Here is a 24076-nt window from a genome sequence, read left to right as displayed (position 1 = left end):
CAGTTCGGTGACAGTTTGATGAACGCTGCCGAGCGGTGCGGCCGAAGGTCCAGTCGACAGCACCCGCAGCATGAGGGAAACTCAACTCATTCCTTGTTAACTCAAATTTTTCTCTCGGAGCCTGCCGTGCTGGAGATGCGCCACCTGAAAACCCTTCACGCGCTACGCGAGGCCGATAGCCTGGTGGAGGCCGCTGAGCGCCTGCACCTGACCCAATCGGCGCTGTCGCACCAGTTCAAGGAGCTGGAAGAGCGCCTGGGCTTGCCGCTGTTCGTGCGCAAGACCAAGCCGATCCGCTTCACCAGCGCCGGCTTGCGCCTGCTGCAGCTGGCCGATGCCACCCTGCCGCTGCTGCGCGGCGCCGAGCGTGATATCGCCCGCCTGGCCGGCGGTACAGCGGGGCGGCTGCACATGGCCATCGAATGCCATAGCTGCTTCCAGTGGCTGATGCCAACCATCGACCAGTTCCGCGATGCCTGGCCTGAAGTCGAGCTGGACCTGGCCTCGGGGTTTGCCTTTGCCCCGCTGCCTGCCTTGGCCCGCGGCGACCTGGACCTGGTGGTGACTTCCGATCCGCTGGACCTGCCCGGCATTACCTACGTGCCACTGTTCACCTACGAAGCCATGATTGCCGTGGCCAACCAGCACCCGCTCGCGAGCAAGCCGTTCATCGTGCCCCAGGACCTGCTCGACCAGACCCTCATCACCTACCCGGTGGAACGCGACCGCCTGGACATCTTCACCCGTTTCCTGGAGCCGGCCGACATCGAGCCGGCCGCCGTGCGCACCTCGGAGCTGACAGTGATGATGATGCAGCTGGTAGCCAGCGGGCGCGGGGTATGCGGCATGCCGCATTGGGCGCTGCATGAATACAGCTCGCGCGGCTACGTCAAAGGCAAGCGCCTGGGCGAGAAAGGCCTGTTTGCCACGCTTTATGCGGCGGTACGCACCGACATGCTCGATGCGCCGTACATGCGCGACTTCCTGCTGACCGCCAAGGACACGTCGTTCGCCACCCTCGATGGGGTCAGCGCGGTACGCTGACGGCCTGGCGGTACAACGGCAGGATCAGGTCGCGGGTCAGCGGCGCCAGCGCTACAGCCAGCGCCTGGTCTGCAGCCACCCAGACCACCTCTTCGATTTCTGCTGCCGGCACCACGGCCTCGGCAGTGTCGACCCGAAACAGCTCAGCGTGCACTTCAAAGCCCGGCTCGTTGGCAGCCGGGGCGCTGAAGACGCCCATAGGTGCGGCCTGTGCCGGATCGATGCGCAGGCCAAGCTCCTCATGCAGTTCACGCACCAGCGCCTCTACCGGCGACTCGCCCGCATCGATCTTGCCACCCGGCTGCATGAAGGCCTGGGTGCCGCGCTTGCGCACCAGCAGGGTGCGGCCTTGAGGGTCGATGAGCAGGGCGGCGGCGATACGGATGATGTTGGGCATGGGTGGGCTCGCTGGAAAATGGCGGAGGGAGGATCCCATGGGCTTGTGGGCCTGACAAGGCTGGCCCTATCGCGGGTAAACCCGCTCCTACAGGTTCTTCGCAATCCCTGTAGGAGCGGGTTTACCCGCGATAGGGCCAGCGCAGACAGAAAAATCTCACAGACGAACGGCCCCTTGCCAAGCCGCCGCCGAGCCGCCATAACCATGGCATGAACCTGCCCGCCCATCAGCACCCGGTGCTGGAGCTGTTCCACCCCGCCGTCGGCACCTGGTTCCGTCGCCATTTCGCCACGGTCACCGACGCCCAGGCCCGTGCCTGGCCATTGATCCACGCCGGCCAGTCGATGCTGCTGGCCGCACCGACCGGCTCGGGCAAGACCTTGAGTGCCTTTCTCGCGGTACTCGACGAATTGTTCCGCCAAGGCCTTGAACACGGCGGCGAATTGCCCGCGCAAACCCAGGTCGTCTACGTTTCCCCGCTCAAGGCGCTGTCCAACGACATTCGCCTGAACCTGCAGACGCCGCTGGAAGGCATCAGCCAGGCGCTCGAAGATCAAGGCCTCAAGGCGCCGCGTATCAGCACCGCGGTGCGTACCGGCGACACGCCTCAGAAAGACCGTGCAGCCATGCGCAAGCTGGCGCCGCATATCCTGGTGACCACGCCGGAATCGCTCTATGTGCTGATGGGCTCGGCCTCGGGCCGCGCCGGGCTGGCCAGCGTGCACACGGTGATCATCGACGAGATCCATGCCCTCGCCGGCAACAAGCGCGGCGCTCACCTGGCGCTGACGCTGGAACGCCTGCAGGTGTTGTCGGGGCGGCCACTAAGGCGCGTGGGTCTGTCCGCTACCCAGCGCCCGGTCGAGCGCGTGGCGCAGTTTCTGGTCGGCCATCAACGACCCTGCGCGATCGTCGATATCGGCCATGCCCGCCAGCGCGACCTGGCCCTTGAAGTGCCGCCAGTGCCCTTGGGCGCAGTCATGGCCACGGACGTCTGGAACCTGGTTTACGACCGCCTGGCAACCCTCGCCCGCGAGCACCGCACGACGCTGGTGTTCGTCAACACCCGGCGCCTGGCCGAACGCCTCACTCGCCACCTCGGCGACCGCCTGGGCAAGGAGGCCGTGGCCGCGCACCACGGCAGCCTGGCCAAGGAGCTGCGCCTGGACGCGGAACAACGCCTGAAGCGCGGCCAGTTGCAGGTGCTGGTGGCCACTGCGTCACTGGAGTTGGGCATCGATATCGGCGATGTCGACCTGGTCTGCCAGATCGCTTCACCTGGGTCGATTGCCGGCTTCCTGCAGCGGGTCGGCCGCTCCGGCCACCAGGTGGAGGGCATCCCCAAAGGGCGCTTGTTCCCCACCTCGCGCGATGACCTGATCGAATGCACGGCCCTGCTCGACTGCGTGCGCCAGGGCGAACTCGACCGGTTGCATATCCCCAACGCCCCGCTGGATGTGCTGGCCCAACAGATCGTCGCCGAAACCAGCAACCAGCCCTGGCAGGAACAGGCGCTGTTCGACTGCCTGCGCCAGGCTACGCCCTATGCCGAACTCGACGTCACCCATTACCAGGCGTTGCTGCGCATACTCGCCGAGGGCTACAACGGCCGCCTGGGCGTGCGCAGCGCCTACCTGCACCGCGATGCAGTCACCGGCACCTTGCGCGGGCGCCGGGGTAGCCAGCTGACCGCGCTGACCAGTGGCGGCACCATCCCCGAGACGGCCGACTATGCCGTGCTGCTGGAGCCGCAGGCGCTGAACATCGGCAGCGTCAACGAAGATTTTGCGGTGGAGAGCATCGCCGGTGACATTTTCCAGCTGGGCAATGCCTCTTACCGCATCGTGCGGGTCGAACCCGGCCGGGTGCGGGTGGAGGACGCCCATGGCCTGCCGCCGACCATTCCGTTCTGGCTGGGCGAGGCACCGGGGCGCAGTGACGAATTATCCGCTGCGGTGGCCCGCCTGCAGGCCCGCATCGATGAACAATTGCGGCTGAGCGGCGGCGATCTCGCCCCCGTGCTGGCGTGGTTGCAAAGCGCTTTCGCGCTGGACCAGGCCTGTGCCAGCCAACTGCTCGACTATCTTGGCCGCACCCGTGAAGTGCTGGGCGCCCTGCCCTCGCAACAAACCTTGATCATGGAGCGTTTTTTCGACGAGTCTGGCGGCACCCAGCTGATCATCCATTCGCCCTACGGCAGCCGCATCAACCGCGCCTGGGGGCTGGCGCTGCGCAAACGCTTCTGCCGCACGTTCAATTTCGAGCTGCAGGCCGCGGCCAGCGAGGACGCCATCGTACTGTCGCTTTCCACCAGCCACAGCTTCGATCTGGACGAGGTCTGGCGCTACCTGTCCAGCCGCAACGCCGAGGCGACGCTGGTCCAGGCACTGCTCGACGCCCCCTTGTTCGGAGTGCGCTGGCGCTGGAATGCGGCGGTAGCGATGGCGCTGCCGCGCTTCGTCGGCGGGCGCAAGGTTGCCCCGCAGATCCAGCGCATGAAGAGCGAAGACCTGATCGCCGCGGTGTTCCCCGACCAGATCGCTTGCCTGGAAAACATCGCCGGGGAACGGCAGATCCCTGATCACCCGCTGGTCGAGCAGACGCTCGACGACTGCCTGCACGAAGCCATGGACAGCGAAGGCTGGCTAGCCCTGCTACGGCGCATGGAAAACGGCGAAGTGCGCCTGCTGTGCCGCGACTTGCCTGCGCCATCGCCTCTGGCCTCGGCCATTCTCAATGCCAGGCCCTACGCCTTCCTCGACGATGCGCCACTGGAAGAACGGCGCACCCAGGCGGTGCTCAACCGGCGCTGGAACGAGGTGCACAGCGGCGATGACCTGGGTGCGCTGGATGCCGACGCCATCAGCGCCGTAGAGGCTGAAGCCTGGCCGCAGCCCGGTGGCACTGACGAGATGCACGAAGCGTTGATGAGCCTCGGCGCCATCAGCCAGCACGAAGTGCAGGCCAACCCGACCTGGGCGCTGCTGCTCCGGCAGTTGGCCAAGGCCGGCCGGGCGCTGCGCCTGCCCGCTGAGCAGTTGTGGCTGGCCCGTGAGCGCATGAACCTGCTGCAAGCGCTGTATCCCCACGCCCGCCATGAGCCCGACCTGGACGTGCTGCCCGGGTTCGATCAGGCCCTCGATCCGGACAGCGCGTTGATCGAGTTGCTGCGCTCGCGCCTGAGCGGCCATGGCCCGCTGACTCTGGCGCAGATCGCCGAACCGCTCGGCAAGCCTGCAGCGGCCGTCGAACAGGCCTTGGCCCGGCTCGAAGCCGAAGGGTACGTGCTGCGTGGCCACTTCAGCCCTGGCCAAACTCAGCCGCAATGGTGCGAACGCCACCTGCTCGCGCGCATCCATCGCTACACGGTGAAGCGCCTGCGCCGGGAAATCGAGCCGGTCAGCCTGCAGGACTTCATGCGCTTTCTGTTCGACTGGCAGCACCTGGCAAACGACGAACGACTGCGCGGGCCGCTGGCGGTAGCCGAAGTGCTCGAGCAGTTGCAAGGCTTCCCTGGCGCCGCTGGCGCTTGGGAGGCGGAGTTGCTGCCCGCGCGGATCAAGGACTACAGCCGGCACTGGCTCGACGATGCCTGCCGCAGCGGGCAGTTTGCCTGGAGCCGGCTGGCGACAACGGTTTCCAGCAATACCTTGGCGAGTACGCCGCTGGTGCTGCTGCCCCGGGAGCACCTGGCGCTCTGGCGCAGCCTCGCCCCCCTACCTGCACTGGAGGGGCTCGGCCCGCGTGCCCAACGCGTGCATGAAGTGCTGCAAGCGCATGGCGCGCTGTTCTTCGACGAGCTGACACAGGAGGCCCACCTGCTGCCCAGCGAGCTGGAGGCAGCCCTGCAGGAGCTGGTCGGCTCCGGCCTGGTGGGCGCCGACAGTTTCACCGGGCTGCGCAGCCTGATCACCCCGGCGGCGAAACGCACATCGCGCAACAGCAGGCGTGGCCACCCGCCGATGTCCAGCAGCATGGCCCACGCCGGGCGCTGGGCGCTGTTGCGCAGGGGCAGTGCCGCGCTGGATGAAAGCCAGCGCCTGGAACACATCGCCCGCAGCCTGCTGCGTCGTTATGGGGTGATCTGCTGGCGGCTGCTGGAGCGCGAAAGCGATGTGCTGCCCGCTTGGCGCGACCTGCTGCGCTGCTATCACCGGCTGGAGGCACGCGGTGAGATTCGGGGTGGGCGCTTCATCGCGGGGTTGGCCGGGGAACAGTTTGCCTTGCCGGAGGCCGTCGGGTTGTTGCGCCAGGTGCGCCGGCGAGCGCTGGACGGCGCGCTGGTGCTGGTCAGTGCCAGCGACCCGCTGAATCTGGTCGGGTCTTTGTTGCCTGGGGCGAAAGTGCCGGCTGTCAGCGGCAACCGCTTGCTGTACCGCGATGGCGTGCCGGTGGCGGTGCGGGTGGCCGGGCGGTACGCGTTCCTGGCGGATGGACCGGCGCATGAGCAACAAGCGTGGCGGCAGAAGTTGCTGCGCGATACATCTGAGTGAGGCCGCCACTGGCAAGCAGCCGGCGCGAATGATTTTCGATACCCCGAATTTAATTTTCAGCGTCGCTCAACCCGGCTATGGTCGGGGTTTGCCCCAGGCCCTGAGCCTGACCGCGCCATCGTAAGGACCCCGTATGAGCCTGTCACTTCTCAGTCGCTATGCAGTGTTTGCCGCGTGTGTGTTGTTCACCCTGGCCAGCCTGCCGTTCCTCCACCACGAATGGCTATGGCCGTTCACCCTGACCACCGCCGTGCTCAGCCTGATCGGCTTGTTCGACCTGCTGCAGCAGCGCCACGCGGTGCGCCGCAACTACCCGATCCTGGGCAACATCCGCTACCTGGTCGAGGGCATCCGCCCGGAAATCCGCCAGTACCTGCTGGAGGCCGACAGCGACGCCCTGCCCTTCTCCCGGGCGCAACGTTCGCTGGTGTATGCGCGGGCCAAGAACGAAGCCTCGGACAAACCCTTCGGTACCCTGATCGACGTCTACGAGTCAGGTTTCGAATTCATCGGCCACTCCATGCGCCCGGCGCCGCTGGCCGACCCTGCGAGCTTTCGCATCATCGTCGGCGGGCCACAGTGCAGCCAGCCGTATTCGGCGTCGATCTTCAACATTTCCGCCATGAGTTTCGGCTCGCTCAGCGCCAATGCCATCCGCGCCCTCAACCAGGGCGCCAAGCTGGGCAACTTCCACCATGACACCGGCGAAGGCAGCATCAGCCCCTACCACCGCGAACACGGCGGCGATCTGGTCTGGGAACTGGGCAGCGGTTACTTCGGTTGCCGCACGGCAGACGGCCGTTTCGACCCCGAGCGCTTTGCCGCCCAGGCGCGCAGCCCACAGGTGCGGATGATCGAGATCAAGATGAGCCAGGGCGCCAAGCCCGGCCACGGCGGCATCCTGCCCAAGCACAAGGTGACCGAGGAAATTGCCGAAACCCGCGGCATCCTCATGGGCGAGGACTGCATCTCGCCGTCGCGCCACAGCGCCTTCTCCACGCCCATCGAGATGATGCAGTTCATCGCCCAGCTGCGCGAGCTGTCCGGCGGCAAACCGGTGGGCTTCAAGTTCTGCCTGGGCCACCCGTGGGAATTCATGGGCATCGCCAAAGCCATGCTGGAAACCGGCATCCTGCCTGACTTCATCGTCGTCGACGGCAAGGAGGGCGGCACCGGCGCGGCGCCGGTGGAGTTCACCGACCATATCGGCGTACCGCTGCGCGAAGGCCTGCTGTTCGTGCACAACACCCTGGTCGGCCTGAACCTGCGCGACAAGATCAAGCTAGGGGCCAGTGGCAAGATCGTCAGTGCCTTCGACATCGCCAGCGTGCTCGCCATCGGCGCCGACTGGGCCAACTCGGCGCGCGGTTTCATGTTCGCCATCGGCTGCATCCAGTCGCAAAGCTGCCACACCAACAAATGCCCGACCGGCGTTGCCACCCAGGACCCGCTGCGCCAGCGGGCGCTGGTGGTGCCGGACAAAGCCCAACGGGTGCTGAATTTCCACCACAATACCCTGCGCGCGCTGGCAGAGATGCTTGCCGCAGCGGGCCTGGAACATCCGGCGCAGTTGGAAGCCAAGCACCTGGTGCGGCGTGTTTCGGCCACCGAGATCAAGCTGTTCTCGCAGATGCACGTGTTCCTCAAGCCGGGTGAGTTGCTGACGGGCGAGGTGGACGGGCAGTTCTATTCGCGGATGTGGCAACTGGCCCGGGCGGACAGCTTCGAGCCCAACAGCGAAGTGGCAGCCTGACAACCATGGGGGCCGCTGTGTGCGGCCCCCATGGCTTCAGATCAGGAGGCGGTGCGGGCTACCGCGTGGTGATCCTTCGGCGCCAGGCGGAAGGTGTAGTACAAGGCCGTCAGCAACACCAGGAACGCCGGGCCGATATACAGCGCCACGCGGGTATCCTCGAAGTACGCCATCAGCCCCACCACCAGCACCAGGAAGGCCAGGGCCAGGTAGGAGCTCAGCGGCCACAGCCACATGCGGTATTTCAAGGCCTTGCTCTCGGCGGTAGACAGCCCGGCGCGGAACTTGATCTGCGCCAGCAGGATCATCACCCAGGTCCAGATCGCCCCGAAGGTGGCGATCGAGGTCACCCAGACGAACACCTTCTCCGGCACCAGGTAGTTGGCCAGCACGCCCAGCAGCAAGGCACCGATCGACAGCAGCAGCGCATTGCGCGGTACCCCGCTTTTCGAGGTGCGGGCGAAGGTGGCCGGGGCCTGGCCGTTCTGCGCCAGGCTGTAGAGCATGCGGCCGGTGCTGAAGATGCCGCCGTTGCAGGACGACAGTGCGGCGGTGATGACGACGAAGTTGATGATGCCGGCGGCAGTCTTGATCCCCAGGCGCTCGAAAGTCATGACGAACGGGCTGCCCTGGCTGCCGATCTCGTTCCACGGGTAGATCGACAGGATCACGAACAGCGCACCGACGTAGAACAGCAGGATGCGCCAGAACACCGAGCCGATGGCCTGGGGGATGGTTTTCTGCGGGTTGCGCGCTTCGCCGGCGGTGAGGCCGATCATTTCAACGCCCAGGTAGGCGAACATCACCATCTGCAGCGACATCAGCACGCCGGTCACGCCATTAGGCATGAAGCCGCCATTGCCCCACAGGTTGGAGATACCGACCGCAACACCGTCGTTACCGAAGCCGAAGGCGATGATGCCGATGCCCCCCAGGACCATGGCGATGATGGTGACGATCTTGATCAGGGCGAACCAGAATTCGAACTCGCCAAACGCCTTGACCGCGATCAGGTTTACCGCACCCATGCTGCCCAGCGCCGCCAGCGCCCAGATCCAGCGTGGCACGTCGGGGAACCAGATGCCCATGTAGATGGCCACGGCGGTGATTTCGGCGACACAGGTCACCAGCCACAGGAACCAGTAGTTCCAACCGGTCAGAAAGCCCGCCAACGGGCCAAGGTAGTCCTGGGCATAGCGGCTGAACGACCCGGCGACCGGGTTGTGCACGGCCATCTCGCCAAGGGCGCGCATGATCACCAGGATCGCCAGGCCGCCAATAATGTAGGAAAGCATGATCGCAGGGCCGGCCATTTCAATTGCTTTGGCCGAACCAAGGAAAAGACCGACGCCGATACAGGCGCCCAGTGCCATCAAGCGAATGTGACGTTCGCCCAGTTCACGCTTGAGCGGGCCGCCTTGTGCGGTCTCGCCATGGGCAGGGTGGTTGCCGACTGGCATAGCAATACAACCTCATTTTGTTATTGGATATGACCTTCGTGCAGCAGCCGCCATGCCGGTAGGCGTGGCGGTGGCTTGCCAGGCTGGCCTTGTGGGCCGGCCCGTATGCCGGAATAGAGCGGCCGGCAAGGCGAAGGGGCCGAGCAGTATAGGAAGCCCGCGGTAGGGCTTTTCACTGTTAATTCGTAGAAATTTGGCGAGAAACCGGGGCCGGCTGGCCTGCCCCACGCCTGTAGCAGCCACCCTAGCAATATCGCTGTATGAAGAAACCCACACCAAAGCCGCATATCCCACATTGCATTTCTGCAGTTCCTACAAAATTTTCACCTCCTGCCGTCAACGTCTAAGCTTCAGACAAGCAAGACGAAAATACCTGGCCGGATTGAAGACTATGGGCGCACTGTGGCAATCGGAACCAACCAGAACGGAAGCAGCCGAACCTCCTCTGGACCAGACGCCACAGCCGAAGTCCCCCCGTCAGCGCCGGCTGTGGTGGCGGCTGATACTGCTGATCCTGGTGGTGGGCATCATTGCCATCGGCTTCGCCGCCTATGACGAATTCCGCACGTCCGACCTGCAATCGCGGGAATTCAGCAGGCTGGCCACCACCCTGACCTATTCGCTGCAGCCCGGGCCCAGCGATGCCATCGTCTACCCGGGTGAAGGGCCGTTCGACAAACGCCTGGGTTACAGCGCGCTGGGCGAGTTCTTGCCGCGCCTGCTCAAACGCGACTACCTGATCAGCGAGCAGGTAAAGTTCTCGCCGGCGTTGATGAACTACGTCGATCACGGCCTGTTCGCACCCTATATCGAGAAAATTCAGGCTGGCCTGTCGATCACCGATTGCCGTGGCGACACGCTGTATCAGTACAACTACCCGCAACACCTGTACCCGGACTTCGCCGCCATCCCGCCGGTAATGGTCAACAGCCTGCTGTTCATCGAAAACCGCGACCTGCTCGACCCGAAAGACCCGAAGAACAACCCGGCGGTCGACTGGCCACGCTTTGCCAAGGCCGCCTACAGCCAGGTCGCCAAGTACCTGGCCCTGCCCGGCCAGTCCGCCGGCGGCAGTACCCTGGCCACGCAGCTGGAAAAGTACCGCCATTCGCCGGATGGCCTGACCGTCTCCGGCGCCGAGAAGATCCGCCAGATGATTTCCGCCAGCGTGCGCGCTTACCAGGGTGGCCCTGATACCACAGAGGCCCGCCAGCGCATCGTGCGCGACTACCTCAACAGCGTGCCGCTGTCGGCGGTGCCGGGCCACGGCGAGGTGCACGGCATGGCCGAGGGGCTGCGGGTGTGGTACGGCGCCGATTTCGACCAGGTCAACCAGGCGCTCACCTCGACCGCGACAGACGCCGACAGCATGGCCGCACGCGGCCTGGCGCTGCGCCAGGTGCTGTCGCTGATGATCGCCCAGCGCCGCCCTTCACATTACCTGTCCAAGGGGCGGGTGGAGCTTGCCGAGCTCACCGACTCGCACATCCGCGTGCTCGCTGCCAACGCCATCATCGACCGCCCATTGGCCGACGCGGCCCTGGCCAGCAAGGCGGTCTATCGCGACTGGGTAGCACAGCCGACTATCGTGCCAATCATCACCAACAAAGGCATCAGCCTGGCGCGCAACCGGCTGGCGGCGATGCTCAACCGCCCGTTGTACGACCTCGACCGCCTCGACGTCTCGGCCACCAGCACCTTGCAGGCCGACCTGCAGCTGCAGGCCAGCCAGTACCTGAAGAACCTTTCCGACCCGGTATTCGCCGCGCAGATGGGCCTGATCGGCGAGCGCCTGCTGACCACCAAGACCACCGACCAGGTGCGCTACAGCTTCACCCTGTTCGAGCGCACCGCTGATGGTTCGCGGGTACGGGTGCAGACCGACAGCACCGACCAGCCTTTCGACATCAACGAGGGCAGCAAGCTGGAACTGGGCTCGACGGCCAAGCTGCGGGTACTCACCACCTACCTGGAGATCATTGCCGAACTGCACGACAAGTACGCCGGCAAACCCGCTGCCGAATTGAAGAAAGTCGACGTTGCAGAACTGGACCGCATCTCCCAGTGGTCGCTGGAATGGCTGGCGCAGAACAGCAAGAACCAGAGCCTGGACGCCATGCTCGACGCCGCCCTGGAGCGCAAGTATTCGGCCAACACTGGCGAGGCCTTCTTCACCGGCGGCGGCATGCACGTGTTCAACAACTTCCGCAAGGAAGACAACAGCCGCAACCCGACCCTCAAGGATGCCCTGCGCGAGTCGATCAACCTGCCGTTCATCCGCCTGATGCGCGACCTGGTGCGCTACGTCACCTACCAGCAGCCGTACAACCGGGTACCGCTGCTCAAGGACGACTCCGACCCGCGCCGCCAGGAATACCTCGCACGCTTTGCCGACAAGGAGGGCACCAACTACCTGATGCGCTTCTGGAGGAAGTACCAGCGCAAGACGTCGCAGCAACGCCTGGACACCTTCCTCGACAGCATGCGGGTCACCCCGCAACGCCTGGCGGCGGTACACCGTTATCTGTTCCCTGAAGCCGGCCAGGAAACTTTCAACGCCTTTGTCCGCGCCCACAGCAAGGGTGACAAGATCGCCCTGGGCAAGCTCACCGACGGCCGCCTGGCGGAGATGTACGAAGGCTACGGCCCCGGCAAATACGACCTGCCCGACCAGGGCTATATCGCCAAGGTCCATCCTTTGGACCTGTGGTTGCTTGGTTATCTGCTGAAAAACCCGAGTTCCACGCTGACCGAAATGGTCAACGCCAGCCGTTTCGAGCGCCAGGAAGTCTATGGCTGGCTGTTCAAGAGCCGTTACCAGGGCGCCCGCGACAGCCGCATCCGCACCATGGTCGAAATCGAAGCCTTTACCGACATCCATCAGCGCTGGAAGCGCGTGGGCTACCCGTTCGATCACCTGGTGCCGTCGCTGGCTACCGCCATTGGCAGCTCCGGCGACCGCCCGGCAGCGCTTTCAGAGCTGGTGGGCATCATCCAGAACGACGGCGTGCGCCTGCCCACCCTGCGTATCGACACCCTGCACTTCGCCGCCGACACCCCCTACGAAACCAAGCTGAACAGCGACCCCGACCGTGGCCAACGGATTCTCCCGGTGGAAGTGGCCAGGGCGCTCAAGGGGGCAATGTCGCAAGTGGTCGACGCAGGCACCGCGCGGCGTATCTCCGGCAGCTTCAAGCTGCATGACGGCACCCCGTTGGTGATGGGCGGCAAGACCGGCACCGGCGACAACCGCATCGAAAGCTTCGGTGCCGGCGGCCGGCTGATCGGCTCGCGCTCGCTGAACCGGACCGCCACGTTCGTGTTCTTCCTTGGCGACAACCACTTCGGCACGCTGACGGCCTTCGTCCCGGGGCGCTCGGCGGAAGCGTTCAAGTTCACCTCGGCGCTGCCCGTTCAGGTGCTCAAGGGCATGGCACCGATCCTCATGCCGTACCTGGAGCCAGGCAACCCCAACGAGTGCAAACCGCCACAGGTGGCGATGCATGCGACCCACCCATCGAACATTTAGATGATAATCATCTGCATTTGACGGCTTGTGTTTAGATATATCTTGAGTAATATCTTGCGATATATCTAAACACACGGAGCCCGTCATCGATGCGCGACCATTCCAGCCACGACCCCTTCGAGCGTCGCCCCGGCCGCGGTGAACGCGGCCCGCGGGTATTCGCCCCGGGCGACCTGAAACTACTGATGCTGTCGCTGCTGGCCGAGCAGCCTGGCCATGGCTATGACCTGATCCGCCAGATCGAGAACCTGTTCGACGGCAGCTACACGCCCAGCCCCGGGGTCATCTACCCCACGCTCAACTTTCTTGAAGAGGCCGAGCTGATCAGTGGCCAGGTGCAAGGCAGCAAACGCCTTTACGCCATCACCGCAGCCGGCCGCACGGCCCTCACCGACCAGGCCGTGGCCCTCGACGGGGTGCGCATGCGCATCGAAGTCAGCAAGCGCGCCCTGCGCGGCCATGACCGCCCGCCCGAGATTCATGAAGCGGTCGGCAACCTGCGCCATGCCCTGCACATGCACAGCGGCCGCTGGAACCCGGACGAGATCGAACGGGTCCGCACGCTGCTCAACGATACCGCCAAGGCCATCGCCTCCGGGCCGGCCGAACCTGCCATGGAGAACGCCCATGAGTGACACCATTCACCGCGTCAACCACGAAATCCGCCAGCGTCGCCTGCAGGTGCTGCGGGTTACCGACCTGACCCCGCGCATGCGCCGCATCACCCTCGGCGGCCCCGAACTGCAGGGCTTCACCAGCCTGGGTAGCGACGACCACATCAAGTTGCTGTTCGCCGAAACCGCCGAGCAACAGCAGGCCATCGACGCCCGCAACCTGGGCCGCGACGGCGGTGCCCGGCCGACCATGCGCGAGTACACCCCACGGCGTATCGACCTCGTCACCCATGAACTGGACATCGACTTCGTATTGCACGGCGATGGCCCCGCTTCAACCTGGGCCGCACAGGCTGCACCGGGGCAGACGCTGAACATTGCCGGCCCCCGTGCTTCGATGGTGGTGCCGGATATCTTCGACAGCTACCTGCTGATTGGCGATGAAACGGCCATTCCGGCGATCGGGCGGCGCCTCGAGGAACTGCCAGCCGGGCGACGTGTGCTGGCGGTGGTGCAGATCGAGGATGAGCAGGAGCGCCAGCCGCTGCCGAGCAAGGCTGAGGTGGAAATCATCTGGGTCAAGCGCGCGGAAGACTTGCTGGCGGTGCTGCAGGGGCTGAGCTTGCCTGAAGGGAAACTCTACAGCTGGGTGGCCTTGGAGAAGTCGCTGACGCGGCAGGTCAAAGCGCTGCTGCTGGAAAAGGGTGCTGCAGAAGATGCGCTCAAGGCAGCTGCCTACTGGCGAGCTGATGGGGCTGCAGACGACGAATAGTCTGTCGCGCCGGTACTGGCCTCATCGCGGGCAAGCCCGCTCCTACAGGATCTCCACAGAACTTGTAGGAGCGGGCTTGCCCGCGATGAGGCCGGCACAAGCTAAGCAATATCCCGCAACCGCCACCCACGCCACCGATCCAGCCCCAGCAACACCAGCGAAATCACCCAGAACCCCGCCAGCACGCCAAACGCATTGAGCATCACCTGCCCATACCCCAGGGTCGCCACATCGATGAACGGGTACGGGTAAACCCCGATCTCGCTGCCACGCCACAGCGCATAAGCTAAATACACAGCTGGATACAGCGCCCACAGCGCCAGGTGCCAAAGGCGCAGATGCCCTTTGGGCACCTCGAACCACCAGTACAGGACGTACAGCGCAGGCATCACATCGTGCAGCAGCTCATCCGCCAGCCACTGCCAACCTTGCGGTTGCCACAGGTGCCTCAGCAGCACGCTGTAGGCCAGCGCCACCAGCACGATACTGGCAGCCACCGCAGAGCTCACCGAGGGCGAAAGGAAGAAACGCTTCGCGCCACACTCGCGCCCGAAGGCCGCATAGCTGAGCACCGTAGCCACCAAGGTATTGGTCAGCACCGTGAAATAGCCGAACACATTGATCAACCCGCCAATCAGGCTGGCCTGCTCCTGCCAGCGCGCCAGCAGCACCAGGTAAACCTGCACGGTCAGGCCCAGCCAGCCGAGCATGGCGGCCAGGGTCAGCCACGGACGACGCGGCATCTCAGGCGTTGCGCTGCAGCTTCACGTACAACTGCTCGACTTTCTCACGCGCCCAGGGCGTCTTGCGCAGGAAGGCCAGGCTCGACTTGATGCTCGGGTTGCTCTTGAAGCAACGCACGTCCACGCGCTCGGCCAGGCCCTGCCATTGGTAGTGCGCCACCAGCTCGTTGAGGATCTGTTCGAGGGTCTTGCCGTGCAGCGCGTTGTGTTGGGCCGTGCTCATGCCAGTGCTCCAGCGTTGGAAAGATGCGCACCTTACACGAGTGTAGTGGCGAAGGGGATGCAGCAGATGCCAATGCAAAAACAGCTGGCAAACGGCGAAACCTCTGTGCTGAAATAGCGATGTTATATTGTAACAACACACAAGCATCTGCCAAGGACCGTCACTTTCCATGTTGTGCTCTCCCCTACGCCTCTCACCCCTCGCCGTCGCCCTCTGGCTCGCTTCATCACCCAGCCAGGCCGTGGAACTCGAACCCCAGGTGATCACCGCCAATCCGCTGGGCAACCGCCAGCTAGCCGCCCCGAGCACGGTGCTCGACGGTGACGACCTGCTGCAGCAACAGCACGGCAGCCTCGGCGAAACCCTCAACAAACAGCCGGGTGTCGCCTCCACCTGGTTTGGCCCTGGCGCCAGCCGCCCGGTGATCCGTGGCCTTGACGGCGACCGCATCCGCATCCTGCGTAACGGTGTCGGCGCTCTCGATGCCTCGGCGCTGTCCTACGACCACGCGGTGCCGCTGGACCCGGTCACCGTCGAGCGCGTCGAAATCGTCCGGGGCCCGGCCGCCCTGCTGTATGGCGGCAACGCCATCGGTGGCGTGGTCAACACCTTCGACAATCGCATCCCCGACTCGCCCATCGACGGCATCCATGGCGCCGGCGAGCTGCGTTACGGCGGCGCCGACACCACCCGCAGCAGCGCCGGCAAGCTGGAAGCGGGCGACGGCACCTTCGCCCTGCACCTGGATGCCAATAGCCGCCAGTTCAACGACCTGCGCATCCCCGGCTACGCCCTCAGCTCAAAGGTGCGCGACGCTGACGAACCCGGTAGCAAGCACCGCCTGGAGAACAGCGACGGGCGCCAGGATGGCGGCGCGATGGGTGGTTCCTATCACTGGGATCACGGCTATGCGGGCTTGTCTTACAGCCGTTACGACAGTAACTACGGCTCGGTCGCAGAACCCGGCGTGCGCCTGGACATGAAGCAGGACCACTACGCGTTCGCCTCCGAACTGCGGGACCTGGAGGGCCCGTTCAGTTCGGTGAAGGTCGATGCCGGCTACACCGACTACGAACACAGCGAAATCGAACAAGGCGAGGTGCACACCACCTTCAAGAACAAGGGCTACGAGGCACGTATCGAGGCCCGTCACCAACCGCTCGGCCCGCTTGAAGGGGTGATCGGTGCGCAGGTCAGCCGCAACGAGTTCTCGGCGCTGGGTGAAGAAGCCTTCGTGCCGCACACCGATACCGACAGCCTGGCGTTGTTCATGCTCGAGCAATGGCAGGCCACCGAGCGCCTCAACCTCAGCCTCGGCGCGCGCCTTGACCATACTCGCGTCGACCCGGACGCCAAGGGCAACGAGAATTTCGTCGACGCGGACAGCGCCAGCAGCTTCAACGCCTTCAGCCTGTCGTCAGGCGCGGTGTACCAGCTCGACCCGGTCTGGGCACTGGCCGCCAACCTTGGCTACACCGAACGCGCCCCGACGTTCTACGAGCTGTATGCCAATGGCGCCCACGTCGCCACCGGCGCCTATGAGGTCGGTGATGCCAGCCTGAACAAGGAGAAGGCGATCTCCGCCGACCTTGCCCTGCGCTTCGACAACGGCACCCACAAGGGCAGTGTCGGGGTGTTCTACAGCCATTTTCGCAACTACATCGGCTTGATCGGCACGGGCAATGTGCGTGAAGGGCATGATCACGATCACGGCGAGGACGATCATGACCACGATCACGACGACGGTGGGTTCCCGGAGTATCGGTATCAGGGCGTGCGGGCGCGCTTCTATGGTATCGAGGCCCAGGACCGCTGGCAGTTGCTCGAGAACCGCTACGGCAGCTTTGCGCTGGAGCTGTCAGGCGATTACACCCGGGCCAAGAACCTCGACAGCGGCGAGCCGTTGCCACGCATTGCACCGCTGCGCCTGAACAGCGGCCTGGTCTGGGAACTGGACCGGTGGCAGGCACGGGTGGATGTGCAGCATGCAACGGCGCAGCACCGCAAACCGGCCAATGAAACCAGCACCGATGGCTACACCACACTGGGGGCCAGCGTCGGTTATCGCTTCGATATCGGGCAGAGCCAGTGGCTGGCGTTCGTGCGCGGTGAGAACCTGACAGATCAGACGGTGCGTTACGCCAGCTCGATTCTGCGGGATATCGCGCCGGCGCCGGGGCGCAGTGTGGAGGTGGGTTTGCGTACAACCTTCTGATTGCATGGAGGCCTTCGCGGGGCAAGCCCGCTCCCACAGGATCTTCGCCGCACTTTACCTGTGGGAGCCCGGCTTGCCGGCGATGGGCTGCAAAGCAGCCCCCAAATCATTACTGTTACCAAACCAGCAACAATCAACTGCGACAATTTGTCTTTTTTTCTTACAACTTCCCCTATATCCTCCCCGCCGCAAGCTGAATCGCTTCACTTCCTGATCTGTCGCCATATCCATCGAAGAGCCCGCTCATCGGTGCGCTTGCCATTTTTTAAATAATCAAAAGATAGCGCTATCTCATGCCTGACAACCGCTACATCGGCCCAGTTTTTCTCGCCCTCGCCGCCAGCCTGTCGCCCAGCGTCAGCGCCAGCGAAATGTTCGCCAGCGACTCCCCGTGGATGCTTGGGGACTGGGGCGGCACGCGCAGCGAGCTGCTCGAACAAGGCTACGACTTCACCCTTGGCTACACCGGCGAGATGGGCAGCAACCTGCACGGCGGCTACGACCACGACCGCACCGCGCGCTACAGCGACCAGTTCACGTTCGGTAGCCACCTGGACCTGGAGAAGATCCTCGGCTGGCAAGACACTGAACTGCAGCTGACCATCACCGAACGCCACGGCGACAACATCAGCAACGACCGCATCAACGACCCGCGGGTCGGCGGCTTCACCTCGGCCCAGGAAGTCTGGGGCCGTGGCGAAACCTGGCGGCTGACGCAGATGTGGATCAAGCAGAAGTACTTCGATGGCGCACTGGACGTCAAATTCGGCCGCTTCGGCGAAGGCGAAGACTTCAACAGCTTCCCCTGCGACTTCCAGAACCTGGCCTTCTGCGGCTCGCAGGTGGGCAACTGGGTGGGTGGCATCTGGTACAACTGGCCGGTCAGCCAGTGGGCCCTGCGCGTGCGCTACAACCTGAACGAAGCGCTCTACGCCCAGGTCGGAGTGTTCGAGCAGAACCCTTCCAACCTCGAATCCGGCAACGGCTTCAAGCTCAGCGGCAGCGGCACCCAAGGCGCCGTGATGCCGGTCGAACTGGTCTGGAGCCCACGGCTGAATGGCCTGAAAGGGGAATATCGCGCCGGGTACTACTACAGTAATGCCAAGGCACAGGATGTTCTAAAGGACAGCAACGGCCAGCCGGCCGCCATCAGTGGCGCCGCCTACCGCAGCAGTTCGAGCAAGCACGGCCTGTGGATCGGTGCCCAGCAGCAAGTCACTTCGCTGGCCTCCGACCAGTCGCGCGGCCTGAGCCTGTTCGCCAACGCCACGGTGCACGACAAGAAGACCAATGCCATCGACAACTATGTGCAGGCAGGACTGGTATACAAGGGCCCCTTCGACGCCCGCGCCAAGGACGACATCGGTTTCGCCCTCGCCCGCGTGCACGTCAACCCTGCCTACCGCAAGAACGCCCGCCTGGCCAACCAGGCTGCCGGCGTCTACGACTATGACAACCCAGGTTTCCTGCCTGTGCAGGACACCGAATACAGCGCTGAACTCTATTACGGCATTCACCTGGCCGACTGGCTCACGGTGCGTCCGAACCTGCAATACATCCGCCACCCGGGCGGGGTGTCGCAGATTGACGACGCCCTGATCGGCGGCCTGAAGATCCAAAGCACTTTCTGACAACCTTTCACCTAACGGAGAACATACGATGAGCACTGACGGTGCCAAGAATGGAAGCCGCTGGCTACCGCGCCTGATGGGCGTGCTGCTGTTGCTGATGGGCCTGGCCCTGCTGGCGGGCGGCATCAAGCTGAGCCAGCTGGGCGGGTCGCTGTATTACCTGGTCGCCGGTATCGGCTTTGCCCTGTCGGGCGTCCTGCTGCTGGCCCAGCGCCGCCTGGGCCTGGGCCTGTACGGCCTGGTGCTGCTGGGCAGCACGGTATGGGCATTGCTGGAAGTCGGCCTGGACTGGTGGCAGCTGGTGCCGCGCCTGGCCATCTGGTTCGCCATCGGCGTGGTGCTGCTGCTGCCATGGGCACGCCGCCCGCTGATTGGCCCGGCCAACAAGGCCAACGTCGCCGTGCTCAGCGTCGCGGTGCTGGCCTCCGGCGCCTGCGCGCTGGGCAGCCAGTTCACCCACCCGGGCGAAGTGTTCGGCGAGCTGGGCCGCGACAACAGCGAAATGGGCAGCGCCGCGCCGGCCATGCCTGACGGCGACTGGCAGGCCTATGGCCGCACCGAGCATGGCGACCGCTATTCGCCGCTGCGCCAGATCACCGCACAGAATGCCTACCGCCTGGAAGAAGCCTGGCGCATCCGCACCGGTGACCTGCCTACCGACAACGACCCGGTCGAGCTGACCAACGAGAACACGCCGCTCAAAGCCAACGGCATGCTCTACGCCTGCACCGCCCACAGCAAGGTGCTGGCCCTGGACCCGGACACCGGTGCCGAGATCTGGCGCTACGACCCGCAGATCAAGACCCCGGTCGGCACCTTCAAGGGCTTCGCCCACATGACCTGCCGTGGCGTCTCGTACTATGACGAGAACAGCTACGTCAGCCGCGATGGCAGCCCCGCGCCGAAAGTCTCGGACGCTGGCCAGGCCGTCGCCCAGGCCTGCCCACGCCGCCTCTACCTGCCCACCGCCGATGCCCGCCTGATCGCCATCAACGCCGACAACGGCAAGGTCTGCGAAGGCTTCGCCAACCAGGGCGCGATCGACCTGACCACCGGTATCGGCCCGTTCACCGCCGGCGGCTACTACTCCACCTCGCCGGTGGCAGTGACCCGCAGCCTGGTGATCATCGGTGGCCACGTCACCGACAACGAGTCGACCAACGAGCCATCCGGTGTGATCCGTGCCTATGACGTGCACGATGGCCGCCTGGTCTGGAACTGGGACAGCAACAACCCGGACGACACCAAGCCACTGGCCCCGGGCAAGACCTACAGCCGCAACTCGGCCAACATGTGGTCGCTGGCCAGCGTCGATGAAGACCTGGGCATGGTCTACCTGCCGCTGGGCAACCAGACCCCCGACCAGTACGGCGCCAACCGCACCCCAGGCGCCGAGAAATACAGCGCCGGCGTGGTCGCCCTGGACCTGGCCACCGGCAAGGCGCGCTGGAACTACCAGTTCACTCACCACGACCTGTGGGACATGGACGTTGGCAGCCAGCCGACCCTGGTGCACCTGAAGACCAAGGACGACGTGAAACCCGCGATCATCGTGCCGACCAAGCAGGGCAGCCTGTACGTGCTCGACCGCCGCGACGGTACGCCGATCGTGCCGGTTCGCGAGATCCCGGTACCGCAGGGCGCTGTCAAAGGCGACCACACCGCGCCCACCCAGGCCCGCTCCGATCTCAACCTGCTCGGCCCGGACCTGACCGAACAGGCCATGTGGGGCGCCACGCCGTTCGACCAGATGCTGTGCCGTATCCAGTTCCGCGAACTGCGCTACGAAGGCCAGTACACCCCGCCGTCCGAGCAGGGCTCGCTGATCTACCCGGGCAACGTTGGCGTGTTCAACTGGGGCGGCGTCTCGGTCGACCCGGTGCGCCAACTGTTGTTCACCTCGCCCAACTACATGGCCTTCGTGTCGAAAATGGTCCCGCGTGAGCAGGTTGCCGCCGGCAGCAAGCGCGAAAGCGAGACCAGCGGCGTGCAGCCGAACACCGGCGCACCTTACGCGGTGATCATGCACCCGTTCATGTCGCCGCTGGGCGTACCGTGCCAGGCGCCGGCCTGGGGCTATGTGGCGGCCATCGACCTGTTCACCAACAAGGTGGTGTGGAAGCGCAAGAACGGCACTACCCGCGACAGCACCCCGGTACCGATCGGCATGCCGGTGGGTGTGCCTAGCATGGGCGGCTCGATCGTCACCGCCGGTGGCGTTGGCTTCCTCAGCGGCACCCTCGACCAGTACCTGCGCGCCTATGACGTGAACAACGGCAAGGAGCTGTGGAAAGCCCGCCTGCCAGCGGGTGGCCAGGCCACGCCGATGACCTACACCGGCAAGGACGGCAAGCAGTATGTGCTGATCGTCGCCGGCGGCCACGGCTCGCTGGGCACCAAGATGGGCGATTACATCATCGCTTACAAACTCGCTGAGTAACCCTCAACTGCGGCGGTGACCTTACCGCCGCATTCGCCGGCAAGCCGGCTCCCACAGGTACGGCGCTGTATTCAAGCGCTGCGCCGTACTTGTGGGAGCCGGCTTGCCGGCGATGAGGCCGGCGCAGGCCCGCGAAGATGAAACCCCTCCCCTCCTCCCTTCGTCTACCATTGAAACCCATCCCCCCGCGCCCCATCTAAGCACCATAGTCATTCACGCAGGTGCACCATGAGCGACCAGCAGGATTTCCCGGAACAACCTGACGAACACAGCGAAATCGAACACCTCGATGCCCAGGCCGAAACCGGCCATGGCCACGCCCTCGCCCTGCCCGGCCAACGTTTGCCGGACAAGGTGCATGTGATCCCGATCCACAACCGCCCGTTCTTCCCGGCCCAAGTGCTGCCGGTTATCGTCAACGAAGAACCCTGGGCCGAAACCCTCGACCTGGTTGCCAAGTCACAGGACCACTGCCTGGCCCTGTTCTTCATGGACACCCCGCCAGAAGACCACCGCCATTTCGACACTTCGGCTTTGCCGGAGTACGGCACCCTGGTCAAAGTGCACCATGCCAGCCGTGAAAACGGCAAACTGCAGTTCGTCGCCCAGGGCCTCACCCGGGTGCGCATCCGCACCTGGCTCAAGCACCATCGCCCGCCCTACCTGGTCGAGGTCGAATACCCGCGCCAGCCAAGCGAGCCGACCGACGAGGTCAAGGCCTACGGCATGGCCCTGATCAATGCGATCAAGGAACTGCTGCCGCTCAACCCGCTGTACAGCGAAGAGTTGAAGAACTACCTCAACCGCTTCAGCCCCAATGACCCGTCGCCGCTCACCGACTTTGCCGCAGCGCTCACCTCGGCCACCGGCAACCAGCTGCAGGAAGTGCTCGACTGCGTGCCCATGCTCAAGCGCATGGAGAAGGTCTTGCCGATGCTGCGCAAGGAAGTCGAGGTCGCACGCCTGCAGAACGAGATCTCCGCAGAGGTCAACCGGCAGATCGGCGAGCACCAGCGTGAGTTCTTCCTCAAGGAACAGCTCAAGGTCATCCAGCAGGAGCTGGGCCTGACCAAGGACGACCGCAGCGCCGACCTGGAGCAGTTCGAGCAGCGCCTGCAAGGCAAGACGCTGCCGGAGCAGGCCAGGAAGCGTATCGACGAAGAAATGGCCAAGCTGGCCATCCTGGAAACCGGCTCCCCCGAATACGCCGTCACCCGCAACTACCTGGAGTGGGCCAGCGCCCTGCCCTGGGGCGTGTATGGCAAGGACAAACTTGACCTCAAGCATGCGCGCAAGGTGCTCGACCAGCACCACGCCGGCCTGGATGACATCAAGGAACGTATTCTCGAGTTTCTTGCCGTTGGCGCCTGGAAGGGCGAGATCAGCGGCTCGATCGTGCTGCTGGTGGGCCCGCCCGGCGTGGGCAAGACCAGCATCGGCAAGTCTATCGCCGAATCGCTCGGCCGCCCGTTCTATCGCTTCAGCGTCGGTGGCATGCGCGATGAAGCCGAGATCAAGGGCCACCGCCGCACCTACATCGGCGCCCAGCCGGGCAAGCTGGTGCAGGCGCTGAAGGACGTCGAGGTGATGAACCCGGTGATCATGCTCGACGAGATCGACAAGATGGGCCAGAGCTACCAGGGCGACCCAGCCTCGGCCCTGCTGGAAACCCTCGACCCCGAGCAGAACGTCGATTTCCTCGACCACTACCTGGACCTGCGCCTGGACCTGTCCAAGGTGCTGTTCGTGTGCACCGCCAACACTCTGGACTCGATCCCCGGCCCGCTGCTCGACCGCATGGAAGTGATCCGCCTGTCTGGCTACATCACTGAAGAAAAGCTGGCCATCGCCAAGCGCCACCTATGGCCCAAGCAGCTGGCAAAGGCCGGCGTGTCGAAAAACAGCCTGAGCATCAGCGACAGTGCCCTGCGCCTGGTGATCGAGGGTTACGCCCGCGAAGCCGGCGTGCGCCAGCTGGAAAAACAGCTCGGCAAGCTCGTGCGCAAGGCTGTGGTCAGGCTGCTGGAAGACCCGGATGCCAAGCTCAAGATCGGCACCAAGGACCTGGAGGCCGCGCTCGGCATGCCAGTGTTCCGCAGTGAGCAGGTGCTGGCTGGCAAAGGCGTGATTACCGGCCTTGCCTGGACCAGCATGGGTGGCGCGACCCTGCCGATCGAGGCAACCCGCATCCATACGCTGAACCGCGGCTTCAAACTCACCGGCAAGCTGGGTGACGTGATGAAGGAATCTGCCGAAATCGCCTACAGCTATGTCAGCTCCAACCTCAAGCAGTTTGGCGGTGACCCGAGCTTCTTCAACGAGGCGTTCATTCACCTGCATGTACCTGAAGGCGCTACCCCCAAGGATGGCCCGAGTGCGGGTATCACCATGGCCAGCGCACTGCTGTCGCTGGCCCGCGACCAGGCGCCGAAAAAAGGCGTAGCGATGACCGGCGAGTTGACCCTCACCGGCCAGGTGCTGCCGATTGGCGGCGTGCGCGAGAAGGTGATCGCGGCGCGGCGTCAGAAAATCTTCGAGCTGATCCTGCCGGAGCCAAACCGTGGTGACTTCGAAGAATTGCCGGAGTACCTGCGTGAAGGCCTGACCGTCCACTTCGCCAAGCGCTTTGCCGACGTGGCGAAAATATTGTTCTAACCTGCACTGGCCTTATCGCCGGCAAGCCGGCACCCACAGGTACAGCGCTGCCCTTGAGCGTGGCGCGGTACCTGTGGGAGCCGGCTTGCCGGCGATGAGGCCAGAAG

14 protein-coding genes are annotated in these 24076 nt (G+C 64.6%); 10 read left to right on the top strand and 4 right to left on the bottom strand.

Translation table 11 applies throughout. The annotated features are described in order from the left end of the window. Positions 1 to 126 precede the first annotated feature (126 nt). The gene (gene metR, locus ACNQPL_RS12170; RefSeq protein WP_346614449.1) at positions 127 to 1044 is read left to right on the top strand and encodes a transcriptional regulator MetR; all 918 of its coding nucleotides are present in this window, start codon (positions 127 to 129) and stop codon (positions 1042 to 1044) included. On the opposite strand, the gene ACNQPL_RS12165 is transcribed toward metR, so the two are convergent. Further along, the gene (locus tag ACNQPL_RS12165; protein ID WP_346614450.1) at positions 1028 to 1441 is read right to left on the bottom strand and encodes an NUDIX domain-containing protein; all 414 of its coding nucleotides are present in this window, start codon (positions 1439 to 1441) and stop codon (positions 1028 to 1030) included. The two genes, metR and ACNQPL_RS12165, sit on opposite strands and share 17 nt — an antisense overlap. Before the next feature lie 209 nt (positions 1442 to 1650). On the opposite strand from ACNQPL_RS12165, the gene ACNQPL_RS12160 reads away from it, so the two are divergent. Continuing rightward, on the top strand, positions 1651 to 5934 hold the full coding sequence (locus ACNQPL_RS12160; protein WP_416466854.1) for a DEAD/DEAH box helicase: 4284 nt from the start codon (positions 1651 to 1653) through the stop codon (positions 5932 to 5934). A 133-nt stretch (positions 5935 to 6067) separates the two neighbouring features. Further along, positions 6068 to 7687, top strand: coding sequence for an FMN-binding glutamate synthase family protein (locus tag ACNQPL_RS12155; RefSeq protein ID WP_346614452.1), 1620 nt, complete (start codon positions 6068 to 6070; stop codon positions 7685 to 7687). A 41-nt stretch (positions 7688 to 7728) separates the two neighbouring features. On the opposite strand, the gene ACNQPL_RS12150 is transcribed toward ACNQPL_RS12155, so the two are convergent. After that, positions 7729 to 9147, bottom strand: coding sequence for an amino acid permease (locus ACNQPL_RS12150; protein WP_346614453.1), 1419 nt, complete (start codon positions 9145 to 9147; stop codon positions 7729 to 7731). Positions 9148 to 9538: 391 nt separating this feature from the next. Between ACNQPL_RS12150 and ACNQPL_RS12145 the strand changes: the two genes are divergently transcribed. The 3 genes from ACNQPL_RS12145 to ACNQPL_RS12135 all read left to right on the top strand — a co-directional run bounded on the left by ACNQPL_RS12145 (position 9539) and on the right by ACNQPL_RS12135 (position 14062). After that, positions 9539 to 12676 carry a transglycosylase domain-containing protein gene (locus ACNQPL_RS12145; protein WP_346614454.1) on the top strand — a complete coding sequence of 1046 codons (3138 nt, stop codon included), beginning with the start codon at positions 9539 to 9541 and terminating at the stop codon, positions 12674 to 12676. Between the two features lie 89 nt (positions 12677 to 12765). Then, positions 12766 to 13311 carry a PadR family transcriptional regulator gene (locus ACNQPL_RS12140; RefSeq protein WP_346614455.1) on the top strand — a complete coding sequence of 182 codons (546 nt, stop codon included), beginning with the start codon at positions 12766 to 12768 and terminating at the stop codon, positions 13309 to 13311. Next, a complete protein-coding gene (locus ACNQPL_RS12135) occupies positions 13304 to 14062 on the top strand; it encodes a siderophore-interacting protein (RefSeq protein WP_416466853.1) in 759 nt (252 codons plus the stop codon). The genes ACNQPL_RS12140 and ACNQPL_RS12135 overlap by 8 nt, the downstream gene beginning before the upstream one ends. Positions 14063 to 14163: 101 nt before the next feature. Here the strand turns inward: ACNQPL_RS12135 and ACNQPL_RS12130 are convergent, their stop codons facing one another. Both ACNQPL_RS12130 and ACNQPL_RS12125 read right to left on the bottom strand, forming a co-directional pair. Further along, positions 14164 to 14805, bottom strand: coding sequence for a Pr6Pr family membrane protein (locus tag ACNQPL_RS12130; RefSeq protein WP_416466852.1), 642 nt, complete (start codon positions 14803 to 14805; stop codon positions 14164 to 14166). A 1-nt stretch (position 14806) separates the two neighbouring features. Next, on the bottom strand, positions 14807 to 15028 hold the full coding sequence (locus tag ACNQPL_RS12125) for a VF530 family protein (protein ID WP_346614458.1): 222 nt from the start codon (positions 15026 to 15028) through the stop codon (positions 14807 to 14809). Between the two features lie 169 nt (positions 15029 to 15197). On the opposite strand from ACNQPL_RS12125, the gene ACNQPL_RS12120 reads away from it, so the two are divergent. From ACNQPL_RS12120 to lon, 4 genes are all read left to right on the top strand, one after another. After that, positions 15198 to 17243 (top strand): TonB-dependent receptor, encoded by a 2046-nt coding sequence (locus ACNQPL_RS12120; RefSeq protein ID WP_416466851.1) that lies wholly within the window; start codon positions 15198 to 15200, stop codon positions 17241 to 17243. 293 nt (positions 17244 to 17536) lie between these two features. Next, the gene (locus ACNQPL_RS12115) at positions 17537 to 18874 is read left to right on the top strand and encodes a carbohydrate porin (RefSeq protein ID WP_416466850.1); all 1338 of its coding nucleotides are present in this window, start codon (positions 17537 to 17539) and stop codon (positions 18872 to 18874) included. Between the two features lie 28 nt (positions 18875 to 18902). Continuing rightward, entirely contained in the window at positions 18903 to 21314 is a 2412-nt protein-coding gene (locus ACNQPL_RS12110) for a glucose/quinate/shikimate family membrane-bound PQQ-dependent dehydrogenase (RefSeq protein ID WP_346614461.1), read from the top strand. A 228-nt stretch (positions 21315 to 21542) separates the two neighbouring features. Continuing rightward, a complete protein-coding gene (lon, locus tag ACNQPL_RS12105; protein WP_346614462.1) occupies positions 21543 to 23969 on the top strand; it encodes an endopeptidase La in 2427 nt (808 codons plus the stop codon). The last annotated feature ends 107 nt before the right edge of the window (positions 23970 to 24076 follow it).

The organism is Pseudomonas sp. LFS044 (assembly GCF_047978245.1).
Lineage (GTDB): Bacteria > Pseudomonadota > Gammaproteobacteria > Pseudomonadales > Pseudomonadaceae > Aquipseudomonas.
The sequence above is the reverse complement of the archived record's forward strand: the minus strand, read 5'-3'. Positions and strand labels throughout refer to the sequence as shown.